The sequence below is a fragment of the Mycobacterium sp. 1482292.6 genome (genome assembly GCF_001672995.1).
Classification (GTDB): domain Bacteria; phylum Actinomycetota; class Actinomycetes; order Mycobacteriales; family Mycobacteriaceae; genus Mycobacterium; species Mycobacterium europaeum_A.
This window is the reverse complement of record NZ_LZKV01000250.1, coordinates 66,970-74,295: the sequence shown is the minus strand read 5'-3', so window position 1 is coordinate 74,295 and position 7,326 is coordinate 66,970. Positions and strand designations below refer to the sequence as shown.

Sequence of the window (7,326 nt, the reverse complement as noted above, 5' to 3'; positions counted from 1 at the left end):
AGCGACTGTGGCACGTTGCCCCCGACGGGGCTGTACAGCGTGCTGAAGTCCGTCGCCCCGATCCGCTGGCCGAGCAACAGGCCCGGGTCGCGGTATTGGGCCGACAGGATGTTGACGATGCGAATGGAGTCGACGGCCTGGATCACCGCGGGGTCGGCGGCTTGCTCGGCCGCGGCCACCATCAGGTCCATCGGCTCGACCGAGCGGCCTTCCGGGTCGATCTCGTCGCGATGGTTGACCTGGCCGTAGCCGATCAACACCGGGGTCGTGGGGTCGACGCTCATGGGAACGAATTTAGCGTGGCTATGGATCTGGTCCCGTCGGGCCTCGCCGTGGCGCCCGCGGGGTGGCGCTGCGGGCTCGACCGCTAGACGGTGTCGGCCGGGGCGGACAGGACGCCGTCGTCGAGCAGCCGCTGGATGTCCGCGGGGTTCATCCCGAGCACCTCCCGGCAGATCTCGACGGTGTGCTGGCCGGGCAGCGGCGCCGGGGCGTGCCGGGCCGCCGGGATGTGGCGATACGGCGCCGGACCCGTCTCGGCCGGCAACGGGTTGTCGATCAGGGGATGCGTCATGGGGCTGTAGACGTTCCGCGCCACCAGCTGGGGGTCCTCGAGCACGTCCGGCGGGCGGTTCATCGGCCCCGCCGGGACCCCGGCCGACTGCAACAGTTCGGCGGCCCGCAACGGGGTACGGGTGCGGGTCCACCCCGAGACCAGCTCCACCAGCTCGCGGCGATGGGCCAGCCGCGCCTCGCCGGTGGCGAAGCGCGGGTCCTCGGCCCACCCGGCGTGATCGAAAACCCAAGCGGCGCGGCGCCATTCGTCGTCCGACCGGATCGAGATGACGCACCATTCGTCGTCACCGGCGCAGGGATAGACCGCATGCAGCCCGGTGTCCTCGCGGATCTGCGTGACGCCCGCGGCCAGCGCGGCCTCGGTGACGTACAGCGTGTCGAGTTGGTTGACCACGACCTCGGCCTGCGAGATGTGGACGTGGGCGCCCCGGCCGGTCCGGTCGCGGTGGATCAGCGCGGCCAGCGCCCCGATCGCGGTGACCCGGCCCACCACGTGGTCGGGGAAGACCGTCGTCGCGTCGTAGAACCCGTGCCGGCCCGCGGCGGCGTTGTCGGTCGCCTCGTCTGACGTCCAGAGCCGGGTGACCCCGGTGGTGGCGCGCACCAGTGGGCCGTAGCCCAGCCGCGCGCTCCACGGCCCCGTGTCGCCGAACGCGCTGCTTTCGGCCAGCACAATGCGCGGGTTGAGCGCGCGCAGCTCGTCGTAGGAAAACCCCAGTGCCCCAAGGGTCCCCGGCTTGAAGTTGGCGAAGACGGCGTCGGCCTCGGCCACCAGGCGGCCGAAGATCTTCTTGCCCGCGGCGCTGCGCAGATCCAATCCCAGGCCCCGGTTGTTGCGGTGCGTCCAGGCGAACGACTCGCTCATCGCGTCGCCGATCCGGGCCTGCCGCAGTCCGTCCGGGTAGTCGACGCTTTCGACTTTGATGACGTCGGCGCCCAGGTCGCCGAACAACCGGCTCAGCTCACCGCCGGCCACGATGATGCCCAGATCCAGAATCCGCAGCCCGGCAAAGGGATAGTCGCCGAGCCGGCCCGAGGACGACGGCACCACCGACGGGTTGCCGCTCCAATACGGTTCGTCGCTTCCCGCGGCGGGGACCGGCGTCCGGAAACCCGCGCGGCGGCCGTCGACGACGAAATATCCGGTCGGCACGGCGGTGCGCACGCCGGGGACCAGTTCGGCCTCGGTGATCGCGCCCACCGCCTGGAAGTGTTCGGACCCCAGGATCCGTGCGGGCGTCAGCACCGCGGCGATCGGCGCCCCGTTGGCCTGCCCGGCGGCCACCAGATCCTGCATGGTCTGCCCGGCGAACAGCTCCCGGATCAGCTCGCTGATCTGCGGCCAGGCCGCGAACCGCTCGCCGATCGCGTCGAATTTCGGGTCCTGGAACTGTTCCGGCTCCCCCAGCCAGCGCCGCAGGCCGCGCCACTGCCGCGGCGCCATCACACACAGCCGGACGTAGCCGTCCCGGCACGGATAGATCGGGTAGGCGTCCTGGTTCTTCGGCCGGCCCCGCCACCGCCCGCTGCGGCGGACGCCGGCGGCGGCCTGCCCGTGCGCGCCGAACGCGGGATCGAGCGCCATCACGACGGCGTCGAACCACGAGAAGTCGATGTAATCGCCCGTGCCGCAGCGTAATCGGTTGTAATACGCCGCGAGCGCGGCCCACGCCCCCTGGACGGCGGCGGTCGCCGAAGCGATGCCGTCCGGCGGCAACACGGGCGTGCCGGTGGTGGGGCCCGACCGCGACAGCGCGCCGCACATCGCGTACAGCACCGGATCGGTGGCGCGCCAGGACGACCGCGACCCCGTCGCACCGAAGTCGGTGATCGAGAGCACCACCAGGTGTGGGTAGCGGGCCGCCAGCTCCTCGCCCGAGGTCCCGAACATGGCACCGCGCTCGTCGGCGCCGGTGTCCACCAGGATGTCGGCCTCGGCGGCCAGTGCCAGGAAGCGGGCGCAGTCCTCGTCATCGAACGGGTCGAGCACCGTGCTGCGCTTGTTGGCGTTGTGCACGGCGAATGGAATGCTGGCGCCGCGCAGCGTGGGCAGCGCATCGCGTCCCAGGCATCCGCCCGGCGGTTCCACCTTGAGGACGTCGGCACCCAGGTCGGCGAACAGGCGGGTGACCGCGTCGGCGACGCCGCTCGACAAGTCGAGCACACGCACGGCATCGAGCAGCCCGTCGGCCATCTGGACACCGTACCTGCCTGGTCAGGCGGCTGCCCGTCGGGCATTCCCCATGCGGATCGATCGCCGGCGCGGCCAAAGTGCCGGGTGGGCAAGCTGATTCGGCGCACCGGTGATGGTGGTCGGTGGTCGGTCGAAGACCCGCGCCGGCGCGGCGTCGGCTATCGTCACAGGCCGATCCGCCAGGCCCACCCGTCGTCTCATGGAGGCATCCCGTATGACCGCGCACCTGAGCTACCTCGAGGCCGTGGTGGTCGGCGCCTTCCAAGGCGTCACCGAGCTGTTCCCGGTGTCCAGCCTGGGGCACGCGGTGCTGGTGCCCGCGCTGGCCGGCGGGCGATGGGCCCAGGACCTCAGCGTCTCGGCCCCCAAATCGCCCTACCTGGCGTTCATCGTGGGCCTGCATGTGGCCACCGCCGCGGCGCTGCTGCTGTTCTTCTGGCGTGACTGGGTGCGCATCCTGACCGGGTTCTTCACCTCGCTGCGTCATCGCCGGATCCGGACGCCCGACGAGCGGCTGGCCTGGCTGATCGTGGGCGGCACCATCCCGGTGGGCCTGGCGGGGCTGGCGCTAGAACAGCTGTTCCGCACCACACTGGGCAAGCCGGTCCCCGCGGCGGCCTTCCTGCTGCTCAACGGGATCGCGCTCTACGCGGGAGAAGTGTTGCGCCGGCGGGTCGCGCCCGAACCGGATGGGCCGGCGGCGACCGGCCAGGAACTCGAACACGGCGACGAGGCGTCGGACCGCCGGCTCGCCCAACTGCCGCTGCCCCGCGGCGTGGTGATCGGTGCGGCGCAGATCCTGGCGCTGTTCCCCGGCATCAGCCGCTCGGGAATCACCATCGTCGCCGGGCTGTGGCGGGGCCTGTCGCACGAGGACGCGGCGCGGTTTTCCTTCCTGCTCGCGACCCCGATCATCCTGGCCGCGGGGGTGTACAAGATCCCGGAACTCTTCGGGCCGCTCGGCGCCGGGATCGGGGGCCAGGTGTTGGCCGGCAGCGTCGCCTCCTTCGTCTGCGCCTACCTCGCCGTGCGCTTCCTGACGCGCTACTTCCAGACCCGGACGCTCACGCCGTTCGCGATCTACTGCGCCCTGGCCGGCGGGGCCAGCCTGGTTTGGTTTGCCCTGCGCTGAACCGGCGGGCTACCGGTCATCTGGGGATTGTTGCGCGGGGCGACTTCGAGTGCTGTGCTTAGCCCACTGGCGAAGTTGACACCCGTCAAGAATCTGGAGGGGACCAGGAATGGCAGATACGGCTTCCGTCGGCGTGAAGGGCAGGGGCCGGCTGAAAGGCAAGGTCATCGTAATCACCGGCGGCGCCCGGGGAATCGGACTGGCCACCGCGACCGCGCTGCACAAGCTGGGCGCCAAGGTCGCCATCGGCGACGTCGACGAGGTGCGGGTGAAGGAGTCGGGCGCCGACCTGGGCCTCGACGTCTACGGAAAACTCGACGTCACCGACCCCCACTCGTTCGCCGACTTCCTGGACGAGGTCGAGCGGCAGCTCGGCCCGATCGACGTGCTGATCAACAACGCCGGCATCATGCCCGTCGGCCGAGTCATCGACGAGCCGGACGCGGTCACCCGCCGGATTCTGGACATCAACGTCTATGGCGTGATGCTGGGCAGCAAGCTGGCCGCCCAGCGCATGGTCCCCCGCGGCACGGGGCACATCATCAACGTCGCCTCGCTGGCCGGTGAGCTCTACATCGTCGGCCTGGCCACCTACTGCGCCAGCAAGCACGCGGTGGTCGCGTTCACCGACTCGGCCCGGCTGGAGTACCGCAAGGCCGGGGTGAAGTTCTCTCTGGTGTTACCGACGTTCGTCAACACCGAGCTGGTCGCCGGCACCCCCGGCATGAAGGGCTTCCGCAACGCCGAGCCCGCCGAGATCGCCGACGCGATCGTCAACCTGGTCGCCCACCCCAAGCCGCGGGTGCGGATCACCAAGGCGGCCGGCGCGATGGTGGTCTCCCAGAAGTTCTGGCCGCGTCGAATCGCCGAGGGGCTCAACCGGATGCTCGGCGGCGATCACGTCTTCACCGACGACGTCGACGTGGCCAAGCGGCAGGCGTACGAGGCCCGCGCCCGCGGCGAAGACTAGCCGCGCACGAGCATTGTGCGCCGAAGGCGCGCACAATCGGCCCAGTGAGCCTAGAAACCCGAACCTCCGTGCCCGCGCAATCTCCGCTCTCCGACGACGAACTCGCTCTCATCGACAAATACTGGCGCGCCGCCAACTATCTCTCGGTGGGGCAGATCTACCTCCTCGACAACCCGCTGCTCACCGAGCCGCTGTCCACCGAACACGTCAAACCGCGACTGCTGGGGCACTGGGGCACCACGCCCGGGCTCAACCTCGTCTACGCGCACTTGAACCGGATCATCCGCAACCGCGACGCCGACGTCATCTACGTGACCGGCCCGGGCCACGGCGGCCCCGGGCTGGTCGCCAACGCCTACCTGGAGGGCACCTACAGCGAGGTGTACACCGGCATCGAGGAGGACACCGAGGGCCTGCGCAAGCTGTTCCGGCAGTTCTCCTTCCCCGGCGGCATCCCCAGCCACGTCGCCGCGCAGACGCCGGGCTCCATCCACGAGGGCGGTGAGCTGGGCTACGCGCTCGTGCACGCCTACGGCGCCGCGCTGGACAATCCGTATCTGGTGGTGGCCTGCGTGGTCGGCGACGGCGAGGCCGAAACCGGGCCGCTGGCCGCCAGCTGGCACTCCAACAAGTTCCTCAACCCGGTGACCGACGGCGCGGTGCTGCCCATCCTGGCGCTTAACGGCTACAAGATCGCCAACCCGACGGTGCTGGCCCGCATCCCCCACGACGAGCTGGAAGCGCTGCTGCGCGGCTACGGCTACCGGCCGATCACGGTTGCCGGGGACGACCCGGCCGACGTGCACCAGCAACTGGCCGCGGCGCTCGACGACGCGTTCGACGACATCGCGGCCATCCAGAGCGCGGCCCGCGGCGGCGGCGAGGTCGAGCGGCCGGTGTGGCCGATGATCGTGCTGCGCACGCCCAAGGGCTGGACCGGACCCAAGGTGGTGGACGGCAAGAAGGTCGAGGGCACCTGGCGCTCGCATCAGGTGCCGTTGTCCGAGACGCACGACAATCCCGAACACCGCGCCCAGCTCGAGGAGTGGCTGCGCAGCTACGCCCCTGAGCAGCTGTTCGACGAAAACGGCAGGCTACGTGAGGAATTGCGGGTCCTGGCGCCCACCGGCGATCGGCGGATGAGCGCCAACCCGCACGCCAACGGCGGCCTGCTGCTGCACGACCTGGACCTGCCGGACTTCCGCGACTACGCCGTGGCCGTCGAGCGGCCGGCGGCCGCCACGCACGAGGCCACCCGGGTGCTGGGCACGTTCCTGCGCGACGTGATCGCCCGCAACCGGGATCGGTTCCGGCTGATGGGGCCCGACGAGACGGCGTCGAATCGGCTCGACGCCGTCTACGGCTCGACCGACAAGGTGTGGCTCTCGGAGGTCGAGCCCGACGACGAACACCTCGCCCCCGACGGCCGGGTGATGGAGGTGCTCTCCGAGCACCTGTGCCAGGGCTGGCTGGAGGGCTACCTGCTGACCGGCCGGCACGGGCTGTTCAACTGCTACGAGGCGTTCGTGCACATCGTCGACTCGATGCTCAACCAGCACGCGAAATGGCTTGCCACCAGCCGGGAACTCCCGTGGCGGCGCCCCATCGCGTCGCTCAACTACCTGCTGAGCTCGCACGTCTGGCGCCAGGACCACAACGGCGCGTCCCACCAGGACCCGGGGTTCATCGACCTCGTCGCCAACAAACGTCCCGAGCTGACCCGCGTCTACCTGCCGCCGGACGGCAACACCCTGCTCTCGGTGGCCGACCACTGCCTGCGCAGCCGCGACTACATCAACGTCATCGTGGCCGGCAAGCAGCCCGCGCTGGCCTACCTCGGCATGGACGAAGCCATCGCGCACTGCACCCGCGGCCTGGGCATCTGGGACTGGGCGAGCACCGCCACCGACGAACCCGACGTGGTGCTGGCCTGCGCGGGCGACATCCCCACGCTCGAGACGCTGGCCGCCGCCGACATCCTGCGCCGCGAGCTGCCGGACCTGGGGGTGCGGGTGATCAACATCGTCGACCTGATGCGGCTGCAGCCGGACTCCGAGCACCCACACGGCCTGCCGGACCGCGAGTTCGACGCGCTGTTCACCCGGGACAAGCCGGTGATCTTCGCCTACCACGGCTATCCCTGGCTGATCCACCGGCTCACCTATAGCCGCACCAACCACGCCCACCTGCACGTGCGCGGCTTCAAGGAGCGCGGCACCACGACCACGCCCTTCGACATGGTGATGCTCAACGACCTGGACCGCTTCCACCTGGTCATCGACGTGATCGACCGGGTGGACGGGCTGGCCAGTCGCGCCGCCATGCTGCGCCAGCGCATGGTCGACGCCCGCCTGGCCGCGCGGATGTACACCCGCGAGCATGGCGAGGACGACCCGAAGATCTCCGGCTGGACCTGGTCGCCGAGCGACCCGGGCTGACACCGCGTTTCGGCGC

The 7,326-nt window shown here is 70.4% G+C and carries 4 protein-coding genes and 1 pseudogene; 3 read left to right on the top strand and 2 right to left on the bottom strand.

What is annotated here, in order from left to right; all coding sequences use genetic code 11:
* Together A5624_RS25370 and A5624_RS25365 are read right to left on the bottom strand one after the other, a co-directional pair.
* A pseudogene (locus A5624_RS25370) lies at positions 1–284 on the bottom strand (hypothetical protein); the annotation flags it as partial.
* Positions 285–367: 83 nt separating this feature from the next.
* Positions 368–2,770 carry a CaiB/BaiF CoA-transferase family protein gene (locus A5624_RS25365; protein WP_066872823.1) on the bottom strand — a complete coding sequence of 801 codons (2,403 nt, stop codon included), beginning with the start codon at positions 2,768–2,770 and terminating at the stop codon, positions 368–370.
* A 214-nt stretch (positions 2,771–2,984) separates the two neighbouring features.
* Here A5624_RS25365 and A5624_RS25360 point away from each other — a divergent pair, with 214 nt between their 5' ends.
* The 3 genes from A5624_RS25360 (at position 2,985) to A5624_RS25350 (ending at position 7,310) form a co-directional block, all read left to right on the top strand.
* Complete coding sequence (locus A5624_RS25360; protein ID WP_066872820.1) at positions 2,985–3,902, top strand: undecaprenyl-diphosphate phosphatase; 918 nt, start codon at positions 2,985–2,987, stop codon at positions 3,900–3,902.
* 109 nt (positions 3,903–4,011) lie between these two features.
* Positions 4,012–4,872, top strand: a complete 861-nt coding sequence (locus tag A5624_RS25355; RefSeq protein WP_066872817.1) for an SDR family oxidoreductase — start codon at positions 4,012–4,014, stop codon at positions 4,870–4,872.
* A gap of 44 nt (positions 4,873–4,916) precedes the next feature.
* On the top strand, positions 4,917–7,310 hold the full coding sequence (locus tag A5624_RS25350) for a phosphoketolase (protein WP_066872815.1): 2,394 nt from the start codon (positions 4,917–4,919) through the stop codon (positions 7,308–7,310).
* Positions 7,311–7,326 lie beyond the last annotated feature (16 nt).